The sequence below is a fragment of the Methylobacterium komagatae genome, from assembly GCF_042661665.1.
GTDB classification, from domain to species: Bacteria; Pseudomonadota; Alphaproteobacteria; order Rhizobiales; family Beijerinckiaceae; genus Methylobacterium; species Methylobacterium komagatae.
Window position 1 is genome coordinate 706773 of sequence record NZ_JBHSWN010000001.1, and the last position, 21706, is coordinate 728478.

A 21706-nucleotide genomic window follows, 5' to 3' on the forward strand; every position below is an offset into this window, starting at 1 on the left:
CACTCACAATTGCCGCCTCGTCTCCTGTCCGGAGGCGAGATCCGGCCCCGGACGGCGGCAGGTGCGCAGGTATTCGAGGGACTGGGGAATCATCACGTCGGCCCGGTGGCTCTCGCGGGACAATTCCACGCAGATCAGCTTGCCGAAGCCGATCTCTTCCAGCGCCGAGAGGACGCCCGGCACATCCATGTCGCCCTCGCCGAAAGGCAGGTGGATATGGCTGCCGCGCTTCATATCCTCGATGGCCACGGTGCCGATCCGGTCGGCGAATTCCCGCACCGCCGCCGCGGGCTCGCGCTCGCAGGTGACGAGGCAATGGCCGGTGTCGAGGGCGAGCTTCAAGCCGGGAATGTCGAGGGCGGCGAAATCGTCCAGGGTCTCGATCAGCATGCCGGGCTCGGGTTCGAGGCAGGGGACGACGCCCGCCTCGGCCGCGAAGGCGGCGACCTCCGCGAGCCCGTCCGCGAGCCAGCCACGCGCCTCGTCGTGGTCGACGCCGGGCTTCGGCACGCCGGCCCAGAAGGAGACCGCCTCGGCGGAAAGCATCCCGCCGATCTCGCAGGCCCGCTTCAGGAATCCGACCCGCCGGGCGCGGCCCGCCGCATCGGCGGTGACGAGGGTCGGCTCGTGCTTGGCGGTCGGGTCGAGGAGAAAGCGCGCACCCGTCTCGATGACGCAGGCGAGGTCGAGCTTCTCCATGAGGCTCGCCACCCGGCCGGCTTCAGCCGCCCAGTTCTCGGCGAAGGGATCGAGGTGATGGATGTCGAGCGTCAGGGCGACGCCATCGTAGCCCGCCGCCTTGATCAGTTGCAGGGCGTCGTCCAGCCGGTGGTTGGCGGCGCCGTTGGTGTTGTAGGCGAAACGAAGCGTCACGCGGCCCTCCCCTTCCGCTGCTGCAAGCGGAACGGCGCGTGGTGCGATTCCGGCTCGCGATAAAGCGGATAGTGGCGCCCGACGATGCGCTCGGCCAGGGCCACATCGAACAGCGGCTGGCCGCCGAACCGCTCAAGCGCCTCCGGCGTCAGGCGGACGGGCCGAAGCGTCTCGCTTTCGGCGCCGAACTTGATCAGTGGGTGGTCGCGCTCGATCAGCTTGCGCGTGTTGCGCTCGCCGATGCGGTAGTAGCTCATGGTCTCGACTTCGAGGCCCGGCACGATGGCCTTCACCACGCCGACCCCGCCGCCGGGGGGCGAGCAATCGACGTAGAGCACATCGAACCCGGCCTCCAGAAGCCGGTCACAGGCGATCTTGCCCCGCGCATGGCCGTCCTCGGGCTTGGTCGTCGGCAGTTCGGTGAAGGCCTTCCTCGAGCGTTCGGAATAGACCGTGTCCGCGAGCACCGCCCGCAACCCGGCATTCGGCATCTCGATCCATTCGAGCATGGCCTGAAGCGCCCTGCCCTCTTCGAGGTCCAAGCTGGGGAGCGCCTTCTGAATGAACGCATCGACATAGCCCGGCGGCGTCACGGTCGCGGCGAGGTCGAGGGGGCCGTGGCCGAAGGTCTTGCGGACGCGGGCGGCCTGGAATTCGAGCAGCGCCTTGCGCAGCGCCCGGTCGCGATCGGGGTCGCAGGCCTCGCCGCAGGCCGAGAGGGCGATGGGCGCGGGCGCGCGATCCGGATCCTCGTCGTAGCCGACGACGTAGAGGTTGGTCAGGCCGAACTGGTCCGTGGCGAATTTCGGCAGGGCCCGGATGCCGAGTTCCTCGAGGCGGGCGAGCATCGCCGCGTTCTCCGGCCCGATGCCGTCGAGGTCGAGCATCACACCCTGGTCGAGGGCGCGGAACAGCAGGCCGTTGCCATCGCGCTGAAGCAGTTCGAGCACGCCGTGGCCCAGCGCGAAGGGCACGTCCGGACCGGCGCCGAGGCCGTTGGTGATCAGGTTGGTGAAGGGCTGATAACCCTCGGACAGCTCGAAATAATCCGTCGCGGCGATGTCGAGCGGCATCAGCACGATCTCGCCGGTGGCGTGGCGGATCGTGGGCGTCCATTCGAGGACGGTGGCGCGTCCGACCGACGATCCGGCGGGCAGGCAGAGGGTCAGCGGATCGGCCACGGACTTTTCGCCGTAGACCCGAACGAGATCCTCGTAGCTCGCCCGCTCCTTCGCGCGGGGCAGCACCGCGAGCGAAGGCATCAGGTTCTCGGCGATCTCGGCGACGGCGCCGATCAGCGCCTCGTCATCGGTCGCGCCATAGCCGATGCCGGAGGGCATCGCACCGACGAAGAACGGATCGTCGAGGAAGAGCGCCACGAACCAGACGGGAACACCCGTCCGGTCGAGGGGCGCCAGTGGAAAACCGACGATCTTCCCCTCGGGAAGGATGTCGAGGTAGGCGCGCACCGGATCGGGCAGGCGCTCGGGCAGGCCCTCGATCCGGCGGGGCGCGCCGAATGGATAAGAGCGCGGCGCCTTCAGCTTGGCGTGCCGGGCGCGTTCGTCCTGGGTCTCGCTCACGGTGACGTCCGATCCTTACTTCTATCCCGTCGCCGTCATTGCGAGCGTAGCGAAGCAATGACGATGCGGAGGAACCATCATCCTTGCCCATAGGCCCGCGCCACGAGGCGCATCGTGTGCAGGTCGCGGGCGGCGCTGTAGGCGGCGCGCTCGCTCGGGTTGCGAAGCGCCGAACCGAAGGCGCGGACCTGCTCCGTGAAGGGTGAGGCGTCGCCGTCGAAGGACACCGGCTCGGTTCGGCCCGTAGTGCCGTCATGGAAGGTCAGGCTGCCGCCGGGCGTCTGGCCCATCGTGTTCTCGGCCACGAGCAGGCCCTTCGTGCCGACGATCTCCAGGCGGCGCCGGGGCAACGCGTCGGGGCAATTGTAGGCCACATGCAAACTCGCGAGCGCACCCGTGCCGGTCCGCCCGATGAGCAGGGCGCCGTCATCGACGGCGTAATCCTGGACACGGCTCTGCGTGAGGGCGGTGATGTCGGTGAGTGGCTCGCCGAGAAGGAAGTCGATCAGGTCGATGCCGTGGGGCGCTAGATCGATCAGCGCGCCACCGCCCGCCTGGACGGAGTCGATCCGCCAGTTCGGCTGGCCCGCCGCCGACCAATCCCGCCCGAGCCAGCAGGCATAGACGATCCGCACCGTCGTGACGGTGCCCAGAGCGCCCGAAGCGATGTGCTCGCGGATTGCCCGATGGGCCGGATGGTGGCGCTGATCGAAGGCCGTCCCGTAGAAGATGTCCCCCGCCTCGACGGCCTGGACCATGGCTTCCGCATCGGAGAGCGCGGCGGCCATGGGCTTCTCGCACAGCACCGCCTTGCCCGCCCGCGCCAACGCCTCCACCGCCTCCCGGTGGAGATGGTTCGGGGTGGCGACATAGACCGCCTCGACCTCGGGATCGGCGAGGAAGGCGGAAAGGTCCGAATGGGTTCGGGCGCCCTCGGCAGCGGCGGCCTCGCGGCAGGCCGGGTTCGGGTCGCAGACCGCGACCAGCCGATGCCCGGCTCCGCGGATGCCCGGCGCCATGTAATCACGGGCGACCCAGCCGTAGCCGATGATGCCCCAGCCGACCGGCCCCATCACCAACGCTCCGGCAGGTCGACGAACTCACGCACACGGACGCGCGGCGTCTCGGGGGCGTCGATGCCCCCGCCATAGGTCAGCCGCTCCGGTCCCGGCGAGCGCATCGGGTAGGTGACGCGCGGGCCGTATTCGGCCTCGTACCGCTCCGAGGGGAAGCTGATCGCGTAATCGTTGCCATCCGGCACGTAGAGCGGGTTGAGCGACAGGTGCGTCCCGGCCTTGGGCAGGGTCAGCCCGTCCACCACGGAGCGCGGCGCCGGGCGCATCCCCGGCCCGGCCACCACCGAGAAGGCCTCGCAACCGCGTAACTCGCCCACCTCGTGCGGGATCGGGGCGCGGGCCTCGGCCAGGGCGTGAGTCAGTTCGTCGTCGTCATAGACGAGGGCGTCGGGGAAGAGCTCGGCGATGTCCTCCACGGTCACCGCCTTGCCGGCCGAGAAGCCGGGGCAATCGCTGTTGTGGATGTGGCTCAGGGCGAGCCAGCCCTCGTCGCCTGCCATCTGGCGAAGGTGATCGAGGATGCGGGGCTTGTCGTCGAGGAAGTAGAACGCGTCGTTGCACACGACGAGATCGACCGGCGCGCCGGGCACTGGCCAATGCGGCGAATTCGCATCGAAGCAGACGAGTTGCGCCTTCTCGCCGACCACCCAATGCCGGGCGACCCAGAGCTTGGCGAAGACCACGTCGGCCCCTGCCACCTTGCAGCCCCGCCGGGCGAGTTCGCGCAGGTAATGCCCGATGCCGCAGGCGAATTCGAAGACGCAGGTCGGCTCGTTCCAGTGCGCCTCAAGCATGGCGAGGCCCGCAAGATAGGTCGGGTCGCTCCAGCGATGCAGGAAATAGTCTCCCACCCGCCCCCAGCCGAGGAGCCGCACGGCATCGCGCAGGGTGGCGGTGCGACGCTCGCGGATCAGGGTGAGGAGATCGGCCGGGTCGGCGGGCGGCCCGTTCCACCAATCGTCCTGGTCGGCGAGGATCGCGCACAACGCCTCGTCCAATTCGCCGGCATCGAGATGGGCGAGCACCCGCTCCACCAGCGCCTCGCGGCCGACGCGCAGGTAGGGGATGCCGTCGATGACCGGCCAGCGCTCCCCGGTCTCGGCGTCCCGCAGGGCATGCGGGGCGTCGGGCTTCAGGGGGTGGCCGGTCGAAGGCGAGACGAGGGGAAAGGGTATCATGGCGCTCACGGACAGGATCGGCAGATGGGCGCGAGCGCCCATCGATCAAGCGTCGCGCTCAAGGGATCCGCATGTCCCGCAGAACCCTGTCATGGAAGCCCTTCACCGGCCCCGCATGAACCAACTCCATCTCATCGAGCACCGTGCCCATGGTCAGGGTCGCCGCGCGGAGATGCTGAGCGATCTGGAGGACACGATCGATGCAATCGGCCGCATGGAAGGCGCGGCCCTCGGGCGTGGAATCGTCGGGCAGGATCGCGCGGGCACGCTCGACGGCGGCGCGCAGGCCACCCGCCTCGTCGAGTTCCCCGAGCGCCCAGCCCGTCGCCACCTCCATGATCGGCAGAAGATGGTCGCCAAGCAGCATCTCGCCGGTGAAGCCCGCATCGGGCATCGCGGCGTTGTGGAAGTGATGCGCCATGGCGGCGAGGAACACCCTCGACGGATCCGCCCCGTAGAACGGGCTGAGGCACACGCCATACACCGCCACCATCAGGCAGTGTTCGGCATGGTTCTCCGGTGGCTCCAGCAGGATGCGGGGCTTGCCGGGGCAGGTGATGCCCGCCCGCGGCTGGGCGGCGAGGGCGCCGACGAAGCCCGGCACGAAACCCGCCTCCGGCGCCTCGCCGGGGGTGAGCCGGGCGCGGAGCCTGTCGCGGAGCGCCGGATCGAGCGCCCCCGTCACCTCATCGAACCCGGCGCGCAGGACGGTCGCCGCCTCGGCCTCGGAGAGACCGGCGGCGGCGAGGAAGGCGGCGTCGAGATCGGTGAGACGGGTCGCGGCGAGCGCGGTGGCAGTGATGTCGAGGGCGACGTCCTCGGGATCGGCGCCGCCCGTGAGCATGGACCACCCCTGCGCGAACAGGCGCTCGGCGATGGTCCCCTCGCGCCCGGCGGACCGGACGCGCTTCAGGTCGTTGAGCTCCACGAGGAGATCACGCAACTCGGCAGGCGCACTGGCGCCCGCCCCGGTCTCGTCCTGCATCAGTGAACGCCGAGCCAGTCGAGAAGCATCTTCTCCTGCTTGCCGAAGGCGTGCTCTGGACCGTGGCCGTTCTTGACCATCGGCGCCTTGAAGAAGGTCGAGAGCTGCTCCTGCACGCCGCCGTCGCCGCGCTTCTTGGCGAGGTCGAGGACGCGGGCGATCTCGATCACGAGCGGGGCGGCGAGGATCGAGTCCTTGCAGAGGAAGTTCACCTTCACCTGCATCCGCTGGCCCATGAAGCCGGTGATGTCGATGTTGTCCCAGGCTTCCTTGTCGTCACCGCGCGGGCGGTAATAGTGAATGTGAACGAGGTGATCCTCGACCGGGTAGCCGAGGATCGAATCGAGCACCGTGCCCTTGGTGTTGAGCTTCGACTGCAGCGAGTTCGGATCGTTGAGGGCGAGGCCGTCGCGATTGCCGAGGATGTTGGTCGAGAACCAGCCGTCCACATGCAGGGCGCGGGCCTTGAACGCGGGGGCGAGCACCGTCTTCATCATGGTCTGGCCAGTCTTGCCGTCCTTGCCTGCCACCGGGACGTTGAGGTCCTTGGCGAGTTCGAGGAGCGCCGGCACGTCGGCGGCCACCGACGGAGTGAAGTTCGCGTAAGGGATGCCGCTCTTGATCGCCGCGTAGGCGTAGAGCATCGCGGGGGAGATCGCCTCGTCGCTCTCGTCCAGGCCCTTCTCGAAGGCGGCGCTGGAATTGAGGGTCGGATCGGACAGGTCGGGCCAACGCTCGGTCGAGGCGAGGTTCACCACGACGACGTCGTCGAGGTTGCTCTCCTTCTTGAACCGGCTGAGGTCGTTCGCGATGACCGAGACCGCCTCGCGGTGGTCCTTGGCGACGATGCGGTTCTGCCCGTCGATGTTCTTGCAGAACTTGGCGCTGCCCACCGCCGGCCAGGGCGTGATGCCCTTCAGCACCTGGGCGCCGTTCTCGATGTCCTGCTTCGTCAGCACGCCGTGCCCGGCGGCCGCCGAGGCGAGGTCGTCGCCGTTCAGGTCCCAGCCCGCGAAGACGAGATCCTTGTAATCCGCCATGCCGTTGACCGGCACACCCGCCAGCGGCAGCCCATCGAGCCGGTTCGAACCGGACTTGATCATCTCGATGCCGGCAATGGCGGTGGTCGCGACGGCGCCCCCCATGCCAACGATGGCGACGCCGACACGGCGACCGGTCTGCATGCTCATGGGAAACTAGTGTCCTTGTAAGGACGCGGGACGCGTCCGGGTTGGAGGGTCGAACCCGCGTGCCCGGCTAACGGGCCCTACCCAACTGGGCCGTCGCTGCTTCGTTCCAAGACCGGCTGCGACATCTTGCAACCGCAACTTGCATGATCTGTTCGTAGCAGGCCTAGCCGCGCCCCTGTGCTCAACCTGTGCGAGCGGCCTTCCCGCAGGGCTCCGATGGTTAACCCTTCGTAGACCCTGCCACGGTCAGATCACCTCGCCGTCCCATTCTGGTCACGGCAGGCGCTGATAGAGCAGCCGCCCGAACGCACCTCGCCGTCAGATGCCGGGGCCTTCGGAGACAGGGAACAAGAGGACCAAAGGATGGGGGTTTTCCCGGAGCCGGCGCTCTGCGCCGACGACGTGGGCGGACTCATGCTCGCGACGACCACACGCACCCGGCGGTTTGCCCGCAGGCGTGCGACAGGTGTCCTGGCACTCGGCCTGCTCGCCGGTTTCGGCCTGCCGCAGAGTGCAAAGGCACCGGCCTTCTTCGCCACGGCCGCCCAGGCCCATGACCGGATCGAGAACAGCCCGAAGGCCGAGACCGCCCTTACCGCTGCCGCACCGACCGAGACCCGTTCGGCCTGGAACGGACTGCCCCTTCCGGAGCAAGACCCGCCGACCACGGCCCTGATCGAGGACAACCTCGCCGCCCTTCCCCGCATGACGCAGAAGGCCGGTGAGGATGCCGTGCGCTTCGGCGAGCGCAGCGTTCCGCTCAAGGTGGTCGACACCATCGTGAAGGCGTCCGAGGAAGCCGGCGTCGATCCTGTCTACATGATGGCGCTCGCGGACAAGGAGTCCAGCTTCGACACCGACGCAAAGGCTGCGACCTCTTCGGCCCAGGGCCTGTTCCAGTTCGTGCGGGCGACCTGGCTGGAGCTGATCCGCGATTTCGGCGGCCGCTACGGCCTCGATGAGGAAGCCGCCTCGGTGAAAGGCAGCGGCCCCGCCATCACTGTCGCGGGTGGCATGAAGGAACACGTCCTCTCCCTTCGCAACGACCCGCGCGTCGCCGCGCTGATGGCCGCCGAGCTCGATCAAGCGTGACCGGGACCGGATCGAGGCCCGCGTCGGGCGCCCGCTCTCTACGGCGGAGATGTACCTCGCGCATTTCCTCGGCACGGCGAGCGCAGGCCGGTTCCTATCGCTCTCGAACGAGAAGCCCGACGAGACCGCCGCCAAGGCATTCCGTTCCGCCGCCAAGGCGAACCGCAGCCTGTTCACGCAGAAGCTGGGCGGCAAGCGTCGCCACCTGACCATCGCGGAGTTCCAGAACCGCATTGAGGACATGATCGATGAGCGCCTCGCCCGCTACCGGGGCGTGACCGCCGTCGCGGCCGTTGCGGACACCGTCACCCCGCCCGAGGCCGAGCCCTCCTCGCCGCGCCGTATCGAGGTGACCGAGGCGCTGCCGCCCACGGCCGAGTAATCGGCTGAGAAAGGGGGGACCAGAACGGGCGAGTGGGTGGTTGAGAAAGGCGGGACCGGAACGGCCCCGTCCGCCCGGCGTTCTGAGGCCAAACGGCGCAGCTTGGCCGCGCCGGTTTCAGCCTCCATCGGAGCGCAGACAGCCATGACGACCGGCCCCTCCTTCGATCCTCGCGTCACGACTCCATCGGGCGTGCCCCTCGTCGGGGTGGCGCGCCTCGACGCCATGAGCGCGTCGCTGGCGCGCAATTGGTGGCTCGTGGCCGTGCGCGGCCTCGTCAGCCTCCTCTTCGGCATCGCGGCCCTGGCCGCGCCGGGCGCCGTCGTACTCTCGCTGGTCCTTTTCTTTGCCGCCTACATGATGGTGGACGGTGTCGTTACCATCGTGGGGGCGATCCGCGCGGCGCAGCGCCACGAACGGTGGGGCTTCCTGCTGTTCGAGGGCCTCGTGGACATCATCGTCGGAGTCGCCGCGTTCCTCGTGCCCGCGGCGGCCGTCTGGGGCTTCGTGCTGCTGCTAGCCGTGTGGGCCTTCGTGACCGGCGCGCTCATGATCGCCGCCGCCTTCCGCCTGCATTTGCATTACGGACGTTGGTGGCTGCTCCTTGGCGGCATCGTCTCGCTCCTGTTCGGGCTTGCCCTGGTGATCGAGCCGGGTATGTCGCTCTCGTGCTCACTTGGTGGGTTGGTGCCTACGCCATCGCGTTCGGAGTGATGCTCCTGATCCTCGCCTTCAGCCTCCGCACCCGCCACACCGCCGCGCTGCCGCCTAGGCCGTGAGCGACGGCTCGCGCCCGGACGCTCCCCGCCCGGAGGATGCGCCACCGGACACCCGCTCCGCCGGGCGCGAGGTCTTGGGCGCGGCGGCGGCGCTGGGGCGCAGCCTCGGCGTCTTCGTGGGACGAGCGGGCGGAGCCTCGTATCAAGCCGCGCGCTCCGGCTTCACGCGTGCCCTCGATGCACGCAAGCAGCGCCAGACCGCCCGGCCCGCTCGGGCACCACGAGAGCAAACCCAGGCGGAGCCAAGCTTGGCTCGGCCTAGTCCATATAGCCGGTTCACCGCCTTACGCGCGGCCTCCGGGAAGCGGCCGATCCTCGCCATTGCGGGCGGCGCGATCCTGCTGCCGATCGTCCTGCTCGCGATCTACATATTCGCGGCGCTGCTGACGCTTCCGCCTTTGGGCAGCGGCGTGACGGTGAACGGACAACGCGCCATCACGGTCGAGGCCGATGATGGCCGCGTCTTTGCCACGCGCGGCACGTTCCGGGGGCAGAAGCTCACCGCGGCCGATCTGCCACCGCATCTCGCGCAAGCTCTCATCGCCATCGAGGACCGGCGCTTCTACAGCCATTTCGGCATCGACCTGCGTGGGCTCGCCCGGGCTTTCTGGCGCAACCTGCGCGGGGGCGGCGTGCGCGAGGGCGGCTCCACCATCACGCAGCAATATGTCCGGCTCGTCACGCTGAACCAAGAGAAGACCCTCTGGCGCAAGACGCAGGAGGCCCTTCTGGCGCTCCGCGCCGAGGCGACGATGAGCAAGGACGAGATCCTGCTCGGCTATCTGGATGCCGCCTATTTCGGTGCGGGCGCCTATGGCGCGGATGCCGCCGCGCGGCGCTATTTCGGCAAGCCGGCCAAGGCGCTCACCCTGCCCGAGGCGGCGATGCTGGCGGGCCTTGTCCGCGCCCCCTCCCAGTTGGCCCCGACCCGCAACCTCGGCGGCGCCAAGGAGCGTGCCGACGTGGTGTTGCAGGCTATGGTCGAGACCGGCGCGATCACGCCGAAGGAGGCCGATGCCGCAAGGCGCCAGAGCGTGACGTTGAAGACCCCGCCCGAGGCCCCGCCCGGCACGAATTACTTCCTCGACATGATTGCCCCGGACCTGAAGCGCCTCGCGGGGACCGACGGCGACATCACCGTCCGATCGACCCTGAACCTCGACCTCCAAAGCCTCGCGGAGGCGGCTGTAGCCCGCCGCCTCGACAAGGACGGCGCCCGCCGGAAGGTCGGGCAGGCGGCCATGGTCGTGCTGTCGAAGGAGGGGGCGATCCTCGCCATGGTCGGTGGGCGCGACTACGAGGACAGCCAGTTCAACAGGGCTGTGCAGGCGAAGCGCCAGCCGGGCTCGCTGTTCAAGATGCTCACCTACCTCACGGCGTACGAGAAGGGCTTCAGCCCCGAGACCGTGCTGGTCGATCGCCCAGTGCGGATCGGCGATTGGGAGCCCGAGAACGACGACAGCCGATATCGCGGGCCGGTGCCGCTTCGGACCGCCTTCGCCCTGTCGATCAACACCGTCGCGGCACAGCTTGGCCAGGAAGTGGGGATCCCGGCGATCATCGCCACCGCCAAGCGCCTCGGCATCCAATCCGAACTCCCGAACGTGCCGAGCCTCGTCCTGGGCTCGGGGGCGGTGAGTCTCATCGAGATCACCCGCGCCTTCGGCTCGGTTCTCTCAGGACTGACGCCATTGGACACCTACGGCGTCAACGCCATAAGGGGCGGCGATCCCAAGCCGGTCTATGTCCGCAGCGACCCGGCGGGCACGGCGAGCCTGCCCGTCGAGCCGCGTACCATGATGCTCGATTCGCTTCAGGCCGTGGTCGAATCCGGCACCGGCCGGGCGGCCCGGGTGCCGGGCCAGATCATCGGCGGCAAGACCGGCACCAGCCAGGATTTCCGCGATGCGTGGTTCGTCGGAATGACCCCGGACCTCGTCGTGGGCGTCTGGGTCGGCAACGACGACGACAGCTCCATGAACAAGATGTTCGGCGGCGAGATGCCGGCGGGGATCTTCCACGATTTCGTGCAGCGGGCCTCGGCCCTGCTCGCCAAGGGCAAGGCCCGCAAGGCCGTCTCCGCCGCGCGGGCCGAGCCGGCATCCCCCGCCCCTCCTCCCCCTGCGCCGCAGACAGTCGGTCAGGATGAGGTGCGAGGCGTGCCCAGCGTGATCGACACCGGCACCCTCTCCTTCCGGGGACGCACCGTGCGGCTGCTCGGCCTTGAGGGTCAGGGCGGCCATCTCGCCCGGCAGCTTGCGGGCTACCTGAGGCGGCGCGAGGTGATCTGCACCGGGCCCGGCGAGACCGGGGCCCGCTGCACCCTCGACGGGGCGGACCTTGCTGGGATGATCGTCGCGGCAGGTGGCGCCCGCGCCCGCGAGGACGCCCCGGCCGACCTGCTGGACGCGGAGGATCAGGCAAGGGCGGAGCGCGTGGGGATGTGGGGCCGCTGAAGCCGTATCCGGCCGCCTGCTACCGCAGGCGCTCCAGCGTCTTCGGATCCTCGGCGCCACCGTAGAACCGGGTGAGAGCCTTGAGGAACAGCGGCTCCTCCGGGTCCGCGCGGCCGAACAGCGTCATGCTCGAGCGGAACTTTATGTCGTCGGGGCTGCCGAACAGGGCATGGGCCGTACCGCCCGCCCTCAGCGTCGCCTCGGTGCAGTCCCGCAGGCGGGGCCCGAGAATGGGATGGGCGAGATAGGCCCGCGCTTCGTCGAGGGAGCCGATCGCGTAGAGTTGGGCCATGGGGCTCGATCCGAGACCCGCAATCTGTGGAAAGATGAACCACATCCAGTGGCTGCGCTTGGCGCCTGCGCGCAATTCGGAGAGCGCCCGTTCGTAGACGTCTTCCTGAGCAGAGACGAAGCGGCGAAGATCGAAGGGATCGTCTTCTGAATGGACCACGGCAGCACCTGCCCTTGTGACCGGAATGGAATCAACGCGAGCCCGCCTCCCGGTCGGCGGGGGCGTGCCTCATAGGGAGAACCACCGCATGCCGTCTTCCGATGCCGGCTGGTGCTCTATCCAAAGGCGTTGACGTGGCGCCTCGTCGGCCGCCTCGACAACCTGGGCCTCTCCTGGTTCTTTACCGGCAACATCGTTGTCGCGGGCACGATCGCTTCAGGGGAGACGGTCACTAAGACGGTGCTCTATGACCTGCATGAACGGGCCTGGGTCATGGTTCCCCAGGGTCAGGCCTGAAGTGGGAACGGAGGCGGTTTCTTGGCGTCCATTTCGGTCAACGGCATTGATCTGCATCACACTCTGGAAGGTCCGGAGGGCGCGCCCGTCGTCGCCTTCTCGAATTCGCTCGGCGCGACCCTGGCCATGTGGGACGCGCTGCTGCCCGCCCTCGCCGGGCACTACCGCATCCTGCGCTACGACACGCGCGGCCATGGCGCATCGGGGGCGCGTGACGCACGAACCGAAATCGCGGACCTCTCCGGTGATCTCGTCGGCCTGCTCGATGCACTGGGCATCGCCCGCGCCCATTGCGTCGGCCTCTCGCTCGGCGGCATGACCGTGCAGGACCTCGCCTGCCGGATGCCGGAGCGGGTGATCAGCGCTACGCTCATGGCGACGGCGGCCTGCCTGCCCAGCGAGGAGATGTGGAACGAGCGTTCTCGGACCGTGCGCGAGAAGGGCCTCGGTGCCCTCGTCGAAGCGACGCTCGGGCGCTGGTTCACCTCCGGCTTCGTCGAGCACGAACCGGCCGCAGTGCAAGCGGTGCGAGAGAGATTCGTCGCGTGTGATCCCGTTGGCTACGCCGCCTGTTGTGGTGCCATCGGACGGATGGACCTCCGCCCCGGCCTCGGGGCGCTCCAAGCGCCGACGCTCGTCATTGCAGGCCGCGAGGATCCCTCGACCCCGCCGACCATGGCGCAGGAGATCTGCGACCACGTCCCCCAGGCCGAGCTCGTCGTGCTGCCGAAGGCCGCGCACCTCCTGGCCGTCGAGCGGCCAGACGCCGTCGGCCCCTACCTGCGCGTTTTCCTCGACAGGAACAGCCGACACCCAATCACGAAAAAGCCCCCGGCGAGCAGATCGCCGGGGGCTTCCCGTCTTCAGGTGAAGGGGGCCTGACGGCCCGCGCCTTACTTGATGAGGGCGAGGAGCGCCTTGCCAGCCTTGGAGTTCAGCTCCTTGGCGTCGAGGGTGCCGTCACCGTCCGGGTCGGCCATCTTGAAGCGCTCGCCAACGGCCGCGAGGTATTCCTTCTTGTCGAGGGTGCCGTCGGAATCCGGATCGGCGGACTGCACGCCAGCCTTGCTCAGGCGGCCCTTCAACTCCTTCGCGTCGAGGGTGCCGTCGGAATCCTTCTCGAGGCGATCGAAGGTGGCGGAGGCCACGGCCTCGACTTCCTTCATGTCGACGGTGCCGTCGTTGTCCGTGTCGATCATCTTGACGGCGGCGGCGCCGCCAGCCGGCTTCGCCATGGCGGCAGGCGCCGCAAAACCAACCGCCACGAGGGCCACGGCCGCGAAACCGCTGATGTTACGAAGGGTCATTGCCACTTTCTCCCGAACCAGATGCCACGCACACCTAAGCTGCGCGCGGCTTTGACGCAAGTGCGAAAAGAAGCATTCGACGCCATCGCAGGTTCCAAAACGCGACAGGGGCCGGCGAGTACCGGCCCCTGTCGCTTGAAGATGTAGCGATCTCAGTATCCGTAGCCGCGCCGATATTCACGACGCTCGTAACGGTCACCGTAGCCTTCGTCCCTGTAACGCTCACGGCGGTAATAGCGACGCTCGGCCTCGCGATCGCGGCGATACTGCTCACGCCTGAAATCGCGCTCGCGCTCACCGCGCGAACGCAGATCGATGCTCGGCCCACGCGGGCCGAGCTCGATGGTTTGGGCGAAGGCCGGGACAGCCGTCAGAACAGAAGCGGCGACGAGGGCGCCGGCCAAGACGATTCTCATTGGATCCTCCCCTTTTGAGTCGCGAAACAACTGTGCTCGCGACAAGGAGTTCCGGGAGCCCCCCTCAGTCCAGTGTCGTCAGGTCCTGGAACCAGTGTTGGGCCTGGACATACTGCTTCACCCTGTTCGACAGCGCATGGGCGTTCGTGTCGTGGACCACCCAGACCTGCACGGCATCGTTCACCACGATCTCGTGGATCCGGGCGAGCAGCTTGTCCTGCTCAGCGGGATCGAGGCTGGCCTTCACCTTGTCGCAGAGGCCATCGACCTCGGGATTCCGGTAATGGCTCCAGTTCACGCCGTTGGGTGAGATCTGCTTCGAATCGTAGAAGCGCAGGATCGCGTAGAACGGGTCCGACGTGACGTAGGCGATGTTGCCGGCAGAGACGCCCTTCAGGCTCGGATCCGCCGCCCCCTGGCGCCAGCCGGTATAGGCGACCTCCAGTTCCACCACCTTGAACTCGGCCTGGATGCCGACCTCCGCCCGCTCTGCTGCACGAACTCGTTGATCGGCAGCGACAGCATCTGCCCCGTGCCGCCGCTCGGGATGAGGATCGTGGTCTTGAGCGGGTTCTTTACCGAGTAGCCCGCCTCCTCGACGAGCTTGCGGGCCTGATCGACATCGGTCTTCACCACGAAGTCGGGCTTGCCGAACCACGGGCTCGACTTCTGCACCTGCCCCGCCGCAGGGCTCGCGAGCCCGCCCATCAATTGCACGACGCCGTCCCGGTCGATGGCGAGGTTGGCGGCCTTGCGCAGGCGCAGGTCACGCCAGGGCGAGCCCTCCAGCATGGAGAGGTGGTAGTTCCAGACATGCGGCGTGTCGTTGCCGACCACCCGCATCCCCGCCCCCTTCAGGCGCGGCACGGCATCGGGCGCGGGCGATTCGATGAGGTCGACATTGCCCGAGAGCAGGGCGTTCACCCGCGCCAGATCTTCCGGCACGCAGGCGAGCGTGAGCTTCGACAGCTTGGGGATACGCTTCTTGTTCCAGTACTCGGCGTTCGGCACCATCTCCAGGCTGACGCGCGGCGTGAGCTTGGCGAGCTTGAACGGCCCGGTTCCCGAGGGTTCGAAAGCGAACTTCGCCCAATCGCGGCCGACCTTCTCGAATTGCGCGGGCGAGGAGATCAGGAACCAGAGCATCTGGTAAGGGAACAGGCTGTCGGCGGTCTTCGTCGTCACCTGCACCGTCATCGGGTCGAGCTTCTTGTAGCTCGCCACTCCCGGCAGGCGCGGGCGGACCTGGGCCGCCTGCCGCTGGTCGAATTGCGGTGCTTCCTTGTTCAGCACCTTTTCGAAGTTCCAGATCACCGCGTCGGCGTCGAAGGCCGAGCCGTCATGGAACTTCACGCCGTCCCGCAGGCGGAAGATCCAGTTCTTGCGCTCGGCCGGATCGTTCTCCCACGCAGTGGCGAGGCCCGGCACCATCTTGCCCGGCCGGTCGGCCACATCGAGTTCCCAGGCGACCAGGGGATCGTAGAGGGTAAGGCCGGTGAACTGGTAGCCGCCCGCGCCCCGGTCCGGTTGGCCGGTGGTGAGGGGCAGATCCGTCATGGAGATGCCGTAGGTGAGGCTGCCCGGCTCGCTCGCGGCGCGGGCGCTCGAGCCCAGGGCGGCGAGTGCCGCGCCTCCGGCCATGAGGGAACGGCGTGTCGGCACGACAAAAGACATTGGGGTCCTGAAGCTGACGCGGCTGGCATCACCGCGTCAGGTATCTTGCATACATCGTGCCGGTGATTGGCCGCTCAGCCCTGCCAGACCTGCCCCGGCCGGAGGGGGATGAACCGCTCATGCGGCCAACCCGCCGCGTCGAGGGCAGCGGCGAGATCCTCCGCCGGTCGCTCGACGCCCTCGTCGGTGAGTTGGAACGTGCCCCAATGGTGGCCAAGCGCCTGCGCGGCGCCGAGGAGCCCGGCGATCTCCACCGCCTCGTACGGATCGACGTGCTGGGGCCGCATGAACCAGCGCGGTTCGTACGCGCCGATGGGCAGCGTCGCGAGACGCGGCGGCCCGAACTGCGCGCGCACGTTGCGGAAGATCGTGCCGTCGCCCAGGCCGGTATCGCCGACATGGTAGTGGAAGCCCTGAGGCGACAGGATCGCGAAGGCGCACCACAGGGCCATGCGGCGGTCGTTCAGCCCTCGCGCCGACCAATGGTTGGCGGGGGTGAGATGAACGGAAAGCCCATCACCGAGATCAACCGATTCTCCCCAGTCGCGGGTCTCGACATGCATCGTGTCGTCATAACCGCGCAGGATCGCGTCGTTGCCAAGAGGCGCCACGACGAGGGGCTGATGCTCCTGCCAGATCCGGGCGAGGTTCGGCCCATCGAGATGGTCGTAATGGTTGTGGGTGATGAGCACAGCATCGATCGGTGGCAGGTCGGCCAGCGCGATGCCCGGCGGGTTCACCCGCTTCGGTCCCGCGAAGCGCACGGGGCTGGCCCGCTTGGCGAAGACCGGATCGATGAGGATGTTGCGGCCCGCGACCTGCACCAGATAGCTCGCATGCCCGATGAGCACGACGCGCAGGCCCGACACCCGCTGCGGCGGGGTGTCGGCGGGGAACGGGCTCGGAACGCTCTTCGGCCAGGGCGTGCGCTGCCGCTGGGCCTGCCAGCGGGCGATGTCCTTCAGGCCGCGATCGGTATCGACGCCGGGGATGAAGAACCGTTTTCCGTCGAAATGGTCCGAGACCGGCCCCGAATAATAGGGGTTCGCGTTGCGGCGATGGGCGGCGTAGCCGACGCCGCCGAGGGTCATGACCGTGGCCGCGCTCGCGACCGTCAGCAGGCTGCGCCGTTTCATGCTGCGAGAGATGGCGGCACCGCCGCGCCGGTCAAGCGCGGCACCTTGCCGGATCGGCCATGGGCCGGATCAACCCTCGATGACCTCCGTCGCAAGGGACAGGCGCACCCGGTAGACCACCTTGCCCACGGCATCGCGAACGCCCGCCACGTAATCCTGCCGCTCCACGTCCGGGAGCATGTCGCGGGCGATGGCCGACATGATGCGAACCACCTTGGCGCGGGCGGCGGGCAGGTCGGGCAAGTCGAATCCGACCTCGTCCTTGATGGGCTGAATGCCGTCGTGCAGGTCGATGAAATAGCGGGGCATTGGCGAACGTGTCTCGGGGCCTCGGTCCTGGCGCGAGACTACGTAAATCATGGTTAACGGAAGCTTGCCGCGCGTGAGATCTGCACCGTGCTACGACCGCCAGCGCAGCTCGCGCCGCTCTAGTGGATTGACGAAAGTCCGGCCGGCGAGGCCCGCTTCCAGCGCCTCGCGCTTCAGGCGGAAATACCATTGCGAGGGTAGGTCGCCCTGGCCGAACAGCACCATGGTCGGCTTCCGGTCTAGCCCCTTCTGCGCGTCCTGAAGCACCCGCTGGTCCTGGCCGAGGAACTGGCGCATCAGCGGCCGGGCAACCGGCTTCAGTAGGTTGAGGGCCGGCATGCTCCAATAGAGCGCATTGGTCAGCATTGTCCGGTTGGATGAAAGCGGCGTGGCGAAGGTGTAGTTCGCCACGTGTTTCTCGCCAGCGCGGATGCGCTCCAGCCGCACGCCCGGCAGGCGGAACTCGATCTCGACCTCGGGCACGCCGCCGAGCAGCCGGTAGACCGGCGAACTCGTCGTGGTGGCGTGGCTCGCCATGGTGAAGCCGTGCATGACCGGCTCGAAGATCTTCACCTTTTCGCGCAGCTGCTTCGAGGGGCGAAACCACCACGTATCGTGGACGAAGGCGACGTGGCCGGGATCGACGAGGCTGAGCACCGTCAGATCGAAGGAAGCCTCGACCTCCAGTTCGACCACGAGGCTTCCGGCAGGCTTGAAGCCCAGTTCCGGCACGGCGGGCGGCTCACCGACAGGCGCACCGAGATGCGGATTGACCCAGAGAAAGCCGGCGCTCTCGCGGATGGGGAAGGGCTGCACCCGGATGCGGGAGAAATCCGCGGCGTCATGCTCCGAGAGCGTCGGCACGTCACGGCAGCCACCATCCGTGCCGAAGCGCCAGCCGTGGAACGGGCACATCAGCGTCTGCCCATCGAACGGCCCCTTCGACAGGGCCATGCCCCGGTGGGGGCAGCGATCACGGAGGGCGAAGAACGCCCCGTCCTTGCCGCGGCCGATCACCATCTGCTCGCCGTTCAGCGCGACGGCCCGCAGGCGACCGCCCGACAGGCTATCGGCCGGGCCGACGCAGTACCACGCGCTCGGCAGCGGCTGGCGCATCGCCTCGGGATCGAGGGCCGCCTCATCGGACGGGCGCGGTGGAGGAACCTGAACGTTCACGGGCGGGATCACGATGGAGGATGGAAGCCTTCCGGCCGTCTTACCCCCAACCGCAACGGCGGCAAAAATTCGACCGGCGTGGTGGGCTAACGGACGCAGGCCCGTCCCCTTCACAAGCCGCATCGGGCCGCCTACCTTCGTTTCACCCGCAACTAACGAAAGGAGGTGATCCAGTGTCTCATTGTCATCAGCCGACCGTCTCGGCTTCCCGGACCTGGACCTTCGCCTCCGGCGCGTCGCTCTAAGCGCGCCTGAGACTCGAATTCGGAACAGATCCGCCGGACGTGTCGGTTCGGCAATGGAAGGGCCATCCTGGAAACGGGGTGGCCCTTCGCCGTTTCAGGCCTTCGTTTGGAACAAGGGTTGAGCCAGGGCCTCGGCACGGGCTCGCCACAGGTCACGGTCGCCGCGCAGCCCGTCTCGCTCAGCGATCAACACGTCCCGCTCGGCGCGGACGGAATCACGCTCCGCAACGGCCCGGTCGCACGCGCGGCGGAGGCTGTCTCGCTCCGCCTGGAAGGCGTCGTACTCGGCCTGCACCGCTTCCCGTCCAGCCCGCAGTTCCTCGAGGGTGCTCATTTCCTGCGCGATGTGCTCGCGCAACTCGCGGATCTGCACGGCGAGCGCCGTCTGCAACGAATCCTGCCGGTCTTGCTCAACCTGCAGCCGCGCCTTCAGCATCAGGTTCTCGGCCATCAGTTCGGAGATGTCGGCGGCCTCGGCCTCTTCGGCGGCAGCCGGAGCGGGCTGGACGAGGCGAGGTCCCCAGGGGGTGTTGTCGGCGGCCGGTACCTTCAGGCCACGGTCTTCCTCGGTTTCGTAGCGCTTGATGGCGGCGAGCCAGTCCTGCAGCGGCCCCGCACCGCGATGGCTGTCGTCTTCCGAAGTACGGAATGCGCGGGCAGGTTCAGACATCGGCGAGTGTCCTGGGAATCAATCCCTTACACCCAATCGCAACATACTTAACGGCCGGTAAAGACCTGCGGCGTCCACGCCGCACCTCCCCTGCGCAACAGAGCGAAGGCCACGCAAAAAATTGACTTTTCCGCGCTCGGCCGCTAGGTCCCGCGCTCCCGATCCTGAGATGATCGCACCACGACCCGCCGACCGGCCCGAGAGGCCGGAGGTCAACGCCCGACAGCGCGTGTGCGCCCTCGGGCGCAATGGGTGCTGGACCGATGACCGAGGGACGGGCCCGGTGGCGGAGGCATACACCTGATGGTGGCCGAGAGACACGTGCTGAAGATCGAGGATGCGGTGAACGACGCCTGCCCGTGGTCGGGCAAGCCGATTTCGGCCGACTCGCTCACCCTCTACAACGGCGCCGTGGTCGGCTTCTGCAATCCGGAATGCCGGGATAAGTTCGCCCGCGCGATCCAGAGCTTCGAGGCGTCGCTCCAGGATCGCCGGGTCTCGCGCGCCGGCCTCGAGCAGTAACGGGCCCGGCATGTTCGAAGGACTTTCCGACCGCCTTTCCGGCATCCTGTCCGGCCTGACCCGCCGGGGCGCGCTGACCGAGGCCGACGTCACCTCCGCGATGCGCGAGGTGCGCCGCGCCCTTCTGGAAGCCGACGTCGCCCTGGAAGTAGTGCGCGGCTTCACCGACCGGGTCCGCGAGAAGGCCGTCGGCGCCACGGTGCTGAAGTCGGTCACGCCCGGCCAGATGGTGGTGAAGCTCGTCAACGACGAGCTGGTCGCCATGCTCGGCACCGATGCCGAGATCATCAGCCTGAACGCCCCCGCCCCCGTGCCGATCCTGATGGTCGGCCTCCAGGGATCGGGCAAGACCACTACTACCGCCAAGATCGCCCGCCGCCTGTCCGAGCGCGAGCGCCGCAAGGTGCTGCTCGCCTCCCTCGATACCCGCCGCCCCGCCGCCATGGAGCAATTGGCGGTTCTGGCGAAGCAGGTCGGCGTCGAGAGCCTGCCCATCGTTGCCGGGCAATCCGCCGTGCAGATCGCCCGCCGGGCGATGGAGGCCGCACGCCTCGGCGGCTTCGACGTCGTGATGCTCGATACCGCCGGCCGGACCACGGTCGATGAGGCGCTGATGGTCGAGGCCGCCGACGTGAAGGCGGCCACGAACCCGCACGAGGTTCTGCTCGTCGCCGACGCGCTCACCGGTCAGGACGCGGTGAACACCGCCCGCGCCTTCGATCAGCGCCTCGGCGTGACCGGCATCGTGCTCACCCGCATGGACGGCGATTCGCGCGGCGGCGCGGCGCTCTCGATGCGCGCCGTCACCGGCAAGCCGATCAAGCTCGTCGGCACGGGCGAGAAGGTTGATGCGCTGGAGGAGTTCCACCCGGCGCGCGTGGCCAACCGCATCCTCGGCATGGGCGACATCGTCTCCCTCGTCGAGAAGGCGGCGGAGACGATCGATGCCGAACAGGCGATGCGCACCGCCGAGAAGATGCGCAAGGGCAAGTTCGACCTCGAAGACTTGTCCATGCAGCTCGCTCAGATGGAGAAGATGGGCGGCATCGGCGGCCTGATGGGCATGCTGCCCGGCATGGGCCAGATCAAGAAGCAGGTCGAGGGCGCGAACCTCGACGAGAAGATGTTCAAGCGCCAGCGGGCGATCATATCCTCGATGACCCCTCAGGAACGGAAGAACCCCGACCTCCTGAAGAATTCCCGCAAGAAGCGCATCGCGGCGGGGTCGGGGGTCGACGTCTCGGAGATCAACAAGCTCCTGAAGATGCACCGGACCATGGCCGACATGATGAAGGCGATGGGTTCGGGCAAGCGCGGCATCGGACAGGCGCTCGGCTCGATGTTCGGGCTGGGTGGCGGAGGGATGCCCGGCCTCCCCGGCGGCATGAAGCTGCCCCCGGGCATGCCGGAGCCAACCCCGGAGCAGATCGAAGAGATCCAGAAGCAGTTCGGCGGCAAGCTACCGCCGATGCCGCCGGGCCTTGGTGGCGGGATGCCGAAATTGCCGGGCCTTCCGGGCCTCGGGGGCCGAAGCTCCCCGGCCTCGGCGGCGGCCTGCCGTTCGGGAAGAAGAAATGACGATCCTGTCCGCACAAGCCGTCGATCCCGAGCTCGCACGTCTGCGCGACAGCATCGACAATTTCGATGCCGCCCTGATCCATCTGCTTGCCGAGCGGTTCCGCTGCACCCAGCGGGTCGGCGAGCTGAAGGCCCGCAAGGGGATCCCCCTTCCGATCCGGACCGGGAGGCCCGTCAGGTCGCCCGGCTCCGCAAACTCGCGGTCGAAGCCAAGCTCGACCCCGATTTCGCCGAGAAATTTCTGGCGTTCGTCGTCAAGGAAGTCATCCGGCACCACCAGACGATCGCGGCCGAGCACGGCGCCGCGGTCGACACTCAAGACTAGGAAGTC

At 68.1% G+C, this 21706-nt stretch carries 19 protein-coding genes and 4 pseudogenes; 9 read left to right on the plus strand and 14 right to left on the minus strand.

Annotated elements, in window-relative coordinates; genetic code table 11:
• Positions 1 to 3 precede the first annotated feature (3 nt).
• The 6 genes from ACFQE0_RS03535 to ACFQE0_RS03560 all read right to left on the minus strand — a co-directional run bounded on the left by ACFQE0_RS03535 (position 4) and on the right by ACFQE0_RS03560 (position 6885).
• Entirely contained in the window at positions 4 to 873 is an 870-nt protein-coding gene (locus ACFQE0_RS03535; RefSeq protein ID WP_378967117.1) for a sugar phosphate isomerase/epimerase family protein, read from the minus strand.
• Positions 870 to 2456, minus strand: coding sequence for a YcaO-like family protein (locus ACFQE0_RS03540; RefSeq protein WP_378967119.1), 1587 nt, complete (start codon positions 2454 to 2456; stop codon positions 870 to 872). Before ACFQE0_RS03540 ends, ACFQE0_RS03535 begins: the two co-directional genes overlap by 4 nt.
• A gap of 77 nt (positions 2457 to 2533) precedes the next feature.
• Positions 2534 to 3529 carry a Gfo/Idh/MocA family protein gene (locus ACFQE0_RS03545; protein WP_378975241.1) on the minus strand — a complete coding sequence of 332 codons (996 nt, stop codon included), beginning with the start codon at positions 3527 to 3529 and terminating at the stop codon, positions 2534 to 2536.
• Positions 3529 to 4710, minus strand: a complete 1182-nt coding sequence (locus ACFQE0_RS03550; protein WP_378975243.1) for a class I SAM-dependent methyltransferase — start codon at positions 4708 to 4710, stop codon at positions 3529 to 3531. The genes ACFQE0_RS03545 and ACFQE0_RS03550 overlap by 1 nt, the downstream gene beginning before the upstream one ends.
• 58 nt (positions 4711 to 4768) lie before the next feature.
• Positions 4769 to 5695 (minus strand): hypothetical protein, encoded by a 927-nt coding sequence (locus ACFQE0_RS03555; RefSeq protein ID WP_378967122.1) that lies wholly within the window; start codon positions 5693 to 5695, stop codon positions 4769 to 4771.
• Positions 5695 to 6885, minus strand: a complete 1191-nt coding sequence (locus ACFQE0_RS03560; RefSeq protein WP_378967124.1) for an inositol-3-phosphate synthase — start codon at positions 6883 to 6885, stop codon at positions 5695 to 5697. Before ACFQE0_RS03560 ends, ACFQE0_RS03555 begins: the two co-directional genes overlap by 1 nt.
• Positions 6886 to 7248: 363 nt before the next feature.
• Between ACFQE0_RS03560 and ACFQE0_RS03565 the strand changes: the two genes are divergently transcribed.
• The 4 genes and pseudogenes from ACFQE0_RS03565 (at position 7249) to ACFQE0_RS03580 (ending at position 11594) form a co-directional block, all read left to right on the plus strand.
• Complete coding sequence (locus ACFQE0_RS03565) at positions 7249 to 7977, plus strand: transglycosylase SLT domain-containing protein (RefSeq protein ID WP_378967126.1); 729 nt, start codon at positions 7249 to 7251, stop codon at positions 7975 to 7977.
• A gap of 49 nt (positions 7978 to 8026) precedes the next feature.
• The gene (locus ACFQE0_RS03570) at positions 8027 to 8359 is read left to right on the plus strand and encodes a hypothetical protein (RefSeq protein ID WP_378967128.1); all 333 of its coding nucleotides are present in this window, start codon (positions 8027 to 8029) and stop codon (positions 8357 to 8359) included.
• Between the two features lie 144 nt (positions 8360 to 8503).
• Positions 8504 to 9138, plus strand: a pseudogene (locus ACFQE0_RS03575) (HdeD family acid-resistance protein).
• Entirely contained in the window at positions 9135 to 11594 is a 2460-nt protein-coding gene (locus tag ACFQE0_RS03580) for a PBP1A family penicillin-binding protein (protein WP_378967131.1), read from the plus strand. Before ACFQE0_RS03575 ends, ACFQE0_RS03580 begins: the two are co-directional and overlap by 4 nt.
• 19 nt (positions 11595 to 11613) lie before the next feature.
• On the opposite strand, the gene ACFQE0_RS03585 is transcribed toward ACFQE0_RS03580, so the two are convergent.
• Positions 11614 to 12045 (minus strand): DUF1810 domain-containing protein, encoded by a 432-nt coding sequence (locus ACFQE0_RS03585; protein WP_378967133.1) that lies wholly within the window; start codon positions 12043 to 12045, stop codon positions 11614 to 11616.
• Between the two features lie 111 nt (positions 12046 to 12156).
• Between ACFQE0_RS03585 and ACFQE0_RS03590 the strand changes: the two genes are divergently transcribed.
• Both ACFQE0_RS03590 and pcaD read left to right on the plus strand, forming a co-directional pair.
• On the plus strand, positions 12157 to 12342 hold the full coding sequence (locus ACFQE0_RS03590; protein ID WP_378967135.1) for a DUF2061 domain-containing protein: 186 nt from the start codon (positions 12157 to 12159) through the stop codon (positions 12340 to 12342).
• A gap of 21 nt (positions 12343 to 12363) precedes the next feature.
• Positions 12364 to 13224: a 3-oxoadipate enol-lactonase gene (pcaD, locus tag ACFQE0_RS03595; RefSeq protein ID WP_378967137.1), complete on the plus strand. Its 861-nt coding sequence runs from the start codon at positions 12364 to 12366 to the stop codon at positions 13222 to 13224.
• A gap of 11 nt (positions 13225 to 13235) precedes the next feature.
• Here pcaD and ACFQE0_RS03600 read toward each other — a convergent pair whose 3' ends face one another.
• The 7 genes and pseudogenes from ACFQE0_RS03600 to ACFQE0_RS03630 form a co-directional block, all read right to left on the minus strand.
• A complete protein-coding gene (locus ACFQE0_RS03600) occupies positions 13236 to 13649 on the minus strand; it encodes an EF-hand domain-containing protein (protein WP_378967140.1) in 414 nt (137 codons plus the stop codon).
• A gap of 152 nt (positions 13650 to 13801) precedes the next feature.
• Positions 13802 to 14053 carry a hypothetical protein gene (locus ACFQE0_RS03605; RefSeq protein ID WP_378967142.1) on the minus strand — a complete coding sequence of 84 codons (252 nt, stop codon included), beginning with the start codon at positions 14051 to 14053 and terminating at the stop codon, positions 13802 to 13804.
• 76 nt (positions 14054 to 14129) lie between these two features.
• Positions 14130 to 15739: pseudogene (locus ACFQE0_RS03610) on the minus strand (ABC transporter substrate-binding protein).
• Positions 15740 to 15813: 74 nt separating this feature from the next.
• Entirely contained in the window at positions 15814 to 16875 is a 1062-nt protein-coding gene (locus ACFQE0_RS03615; protein WP_378967144.1) for an MBL fold metallo-hydrolase, read from the minus strand.
• Positions 16876 to 16944: 69 nt separating this feature from the next.
• Positions 16945 to 17184, minus strand: coding sequence for a DUF6894 family protein (locus ACFQE0_RS03620; protein WP_378967147.1), 240 nt, complete (start codon positions 17182 to 17184; stop codon positions 16945 to 16947).
• A 90-nt stretch (positions 17185 to 17274) separates the two neighbouring features.
• The gene (locus ACFQE0_RS03625) at positions 17275 to 18300 is read right to left on the minus strand and encodes a Rieske 2Fe-2S domain-containing protein (protein WP_378975245.1); all 1026 of its coding nucleotides are present in this window, start codon (positions 18298 to 18300) and stop codon (positions 17275 to 17277) included.
• Between the two features lie 399 nt (positions 18301 to 18699).
• Positions 18700 to 19275, minus strand: a complete 576-nt coding sequence (locus ACFQE0_RS03630; RefSeq protein ID WP_378967149.1) for an ATPase — start codon at positions 19273 to 19275, stop codon at positions 18700 to 18702.
• Between the two features lie 303 nt (positions 19276 to 19578).
• Between ACFQE0_RS03630 and ACFQE0_RS03635 the strand changes: the two genes are divergently transcribed.
• From ACFQE0_RS03635 to ACFQE0_RS03645, 3 genes and pseudogenes are all read left to right on the plus strand, one after another.
• A complete protein-coding gene (locus ACFQE0_RS03635) occupies positions 19579 to 19797 on the plus strand; it encodes a glutathione S-transferase (RefSeq protein WP_378967151.1) in 219 nt (72 codons plus the stop codon).
• Between the two features lie 10 nt (positions 19798 to 19807).
• A pseudogene (gene ffh, locus ACFQE0_RS03640) lies at positions 19808 to 21375 on the plus strand (signal recognition particle protein).
• A pseudogene (locus ACFQE0_RS03645) lies at positions 21372 to 21700 on the plus strand (chorismate mutase). Before ffh ends, ACFQE0_RS03645 begins: the two co-directional pseudogenes overlap by 4 nt.
• The last annotated feature ends 6 nt before the right edge of the window (positions 21701 to 21706 follow it).

Bases quoted from the DNA above. Each gene is read 5' to 3' on its own strand.
- ACFQE0_RS03570 (WP_378967128.1), top strand. From the start codon at position 8,027: ATGTACCTCGCGCATTTCCTCGGCACGGCGAGCGCAGGCCGGTTCCTA.
- ACFQE0_RS03635 (WP_378967151.1), top strand. From the start codon at position 19,579: ATGGTGGCCGAGAGACACGTGCTGAAGATCGAGGATGCGGTGAACGAC.
- ACFQE0_RS03560 (WP_378967124.1), bottom strand. From the start codon at position 6,885: ATGAGCATGCAGACCGGTCGCCGTGTCGGCGTCGCCATCGTTGGCATG.
- ACFQE0_RS03565 (WP_378967126.1), top strand. From the start codon at position 7,249: ATGGGGGTTTTCCCGGAGCCGGCGCTCTGCGCCGACGACGTGGGCGGA.
- ACFQE0_RS03550 (WP_378975243.1), bottom strand. From the start codon at position 4,710: ATGATACCCTTTCCCCTCGTCTCGCCTTCGACCGGCCACCCCCTGAAG.
- ACFQE0_RS03625 (WP_378975245.1), bottom strand. From the start codon at position 18,300: ATGCGCCAGCCGCTGCCGAGCGCGTGGTACTGCGTCGGCCCGGCCGAT.
- ACFQE0_RS03630 (WP_378967149.1), bottom strand. From the start codon at position 19,275: ATGTCTGAACCTGCCCGCGCATTCCGTACTTCGGAAGACGACAGCCAT.
- ACFQE0_RS03620 (WP_378967147.1), bottom strand. From the start codon at position 17,184: ATGCCCCGCTATTTCATCGACCTGCACGACGGCATTCAGCCCATCAAG.
- ACFQE0_RS03615 (WP_378967144.1), bottom strand. From the start codon at position 16,875: ATGAAACGGCGCAGCCTGCTGACGGTCGCGAGCGCGGCCACGGTCATG.
- ACFQE0_RS03555 (WP_378967122.1), bottom strand. From the start codon at position 5,695: ATGCAGGACGAGACCGGGGCGGGCGCCAGTGCGCCTGCCGAGTTGCGT.
- ACFQE0_RS03545 (WP_378975241.1), bottom strand. From the start codon at position 3,529: ATGGGGCCGGTCGGCTGGGGCATCATCGGCTACGGCTGGGTCGCCCGT.
- ACFQE0_RS03600 (WP_378967140.1), bottom strand. From the start codon at position 13,649: ATGACCCTTCGTAACATCAGCGGTTTCGCGGCCGTGGCCCTCGTGGCG.